The sequence below is a fragment of the Nitritalea halalkaliphila LW7 genome (assembly GCF_000265075.1).
Taxonomy (GTDB): Bacteria; Bacteroidota; Bacteroidia; order Cytophagales; family Cyclobacteriaceae; genus Nitritalea; species Nitritalea halalkaliphila.
The window spans coordinates 1-2277 of record NZ_AJYA01000098.1 but is presented as its reverse complement, the minus strand read 5'-3'; the positions used below and the strand labels follow the sequence as shown (position 1 = coordinate 2277).

Here is a 2277-nt window from a genome sequence, read left to right as displayed (position 1 = left end):
AAATTTAAAAAATTGATTATAATGTTTTAGATGAAAAATATTTACAAATAAATTCAGTTAATGAATCTGAGGAAAATTGGCAAAATATATATAGAGAGCAGATATTTTACTATAATCTTTATGTTTCTGGGGATTTAATTTTTCGGAGTTATAATAAGAATCAGGAGCAGGATGGTTTAATTATTATTAAAGAGGATAGTTTAGTTGCTGATTTAGCTGTTCCAAAAAGGTTTAGTATTATTGGTGAAGATGAATTGTATTTTTACGCCGACGGATTATTAGATGAAAAGTTAGACAAGTACGGTATTTATAAAATTAAAAAAGAAAACTATGATAAATCAAATTTTTATACTGTTCATATTTATGTTAATTACAGAAAAGGAAATTGAGTTTTCTAAAAGTAAAATTTTTGTTGAAAAATCAGATTTGAATCAATACGTAAAGGGAGACGAGGTTAATTTTACTTTTATTTTTGAAAATAATTCATCGAACTCATTTAAAATAGAAGAAATTCATCCATCATGCACTTGTACGGCTAGTTTTTTTGATAAAAATATCAAGCCATTTAGTGAAAATAAAATTACTCTTACAACAACATTAAAACAATTTTCCCAAATAAAAAAAAATGACGCGACAGTCACTATTAATAATAAGGTGAAATACTATTATATATATGCTGAATTAATTTCAACTAATTAGGGCTTCTTGGAAAATTACTTTGAAATTGAAACGTAGGGTTTGACCTATTTTGGGCCTCTTGTTTAATTGTTATTTAACTGAAAGTCATTTAATAATTGGTAAAAACATAACGCAAAACCCCCGAATTTGGCTGTTTCCAGCTTTTTCAGGGTATTATTTTTTGTATTTAGGATTGCAGAATTAAATACAATGCAAGATAGAAATCAAACATATAATACCTCAGTAAGTCTAATGTGTATTTATCGAAATAAGGAATTATCTGCCATGATTGAATCAAAAGGCCTATATAATTGAAGAAGCTCCTTATCTCTTCCCCCTCCCTTTTTTGGTGCTCTCCTTTTCCTTTTTTCTGATACTTCATTTCATGCATTTGAAGACTTTTTTTTAACAGCCTCTTTGTTATCGGTAAATGCGGTATCCTTCATTGAAATCTCTCCTGAATCTAGGTTCTTAAAATCGCTCATTTTTGACATACTATCATGATATAGAGTATTTAATATATCAGAATCATTTGAAAGCGGTTCGAAATGTTAATAATTGAGTTCACAGTTAAGAACTTAATTCTCTAATGACAAGAGGATTAAGTTTTTTTATTTCTTTTAGATTTGGGTTAGCAGATCCGTTTGGGAATTAATTGATTTAGCTTGAGACTAAAAGCTAATGCGTCATTATTTATCATCACTCACAACCATCCTTCAAGAAATCTTAAACCAAGTAACAAAGTGGATATAGCGGTTCGATTTGTGCCATTCATTTCGGAGTAACTGCGCCACCTATTTCGGTTTAAACTGTGCCAGTTTTCTGGGGCGTTTCGGTTCGATTTGTGCCACTTTGGGAGATTAAGTTTCACCTGCCGTATCTTTTCAAGAAAAAAGGAATGGCGAACGTACTTGATCCCATGGATATAAAACAGATTTTTAGCTTACACAGAGATGGACTTAGCAATAGGAAAATAGCCTCTTTACTAGGCATTTCCCGCAACACCATCAATCAGTATATTTCTTGGTTACATGCTTCGGATTATGATGTGGAAGAGATTTTACACCTTCATGTGGGTAAATTGAAGGAGATCTTTCCATCCCGCACCACCATTGATAATGATAGATTTGACGCCTGATGCAATACTTTGAACAGGGCAGGGCTTCAAGAAACCATCCTGGCCTTACCTTTCTGCACCATTATGAGGAATATAGGCAGTTAGTCGATACTCCATACAGCTATACTCAGTTTATGGAGCATTACCATAGAAAGTATCCCAAGGCATCAGGCTCTATGAAGCTCGAACATCCTCCTGGTCATGAAGTTTACATTGATTTTGCTGGGAAAAAGATCGAAGTCATCGTATCCGTTCGACGAACCCCATATTTTCTGTAGGCGAGGGATTTTGTAGTCTTGCGGAATGGAAAGAAGAGATAAAGCGTTTTACCAGGAGCTTTACCGGGAATGGCTTAGCTCTGGTTTAAAGAAGTCTGTGTTTGCTGCAAACCGTGGGATTAATCGAGCTACGTTCTACTACTGGTGACAAAAAGCTAGAAGTGGTAAGTGAGCCGATTTCCGAGCCATTCACAAGCTTTAAGC

The 2277-nt window shown here is 33.6% G+C and carries 4 protein-coding genes; all 4 read left to right on the top strand.

Annotated elements, in window-relative coordinates; all coding sequences use genetic code 11:
* Window positions 1-363 precede the first annotated feature (363 nt).
* The 4 genes from A3SI_RS16460 (at window position 364) to tnpA (ending at window position 2221) form a co-directional block, all read left to right on the top strand.
* On the top strand, window positions 364-699 hold the full coding sequence (locus tag A3SI_RS16460; protein WP_162098487.1) for a DUF1573 domain-containing protein: 336 nt from the start codon (window positions 364-366) through the stop codon (window positions 697-699).
* Between the two features lie 644 nt (window positions 700-1343).
* On the top strand, window positions 1344-1463 hold the full coding sequence (locus tag A3SI_RS23415; protein WP_083836574.1) for a JAB domain-containing protein: 120 nt from the start codon (window positions 1344-1346) through the stop codon (window positions 1461-1463).
* Between the two features lie 26 nt (window positions 1464-1489).
* Window positions 1490-1816: a helix-turn-helix domain-containing protein gene (locus A3SI_RS16450; RefSeq protein WP_156810372.1), complete on the top strand. Its 327-nt coding sequence runs from the start codon at window positions 1490-1492 to the stop codon at window positions 1814-1816.
* Between the two features lie 282 nt (window positions 1817-2098).
* Complete coding sequence (tnpA, locus tag A3SI_RS23410; protein WP_394330393.1) at window positions 2099-2221, top strand: IS66 family insertion sequence element accessory protein TnpA; 123 nt, start codon at window positions 2099-2101, stop codon at window positions 2219-2221.
* Window positions 2222-2277: the final 56 nt, after the last annotated feature.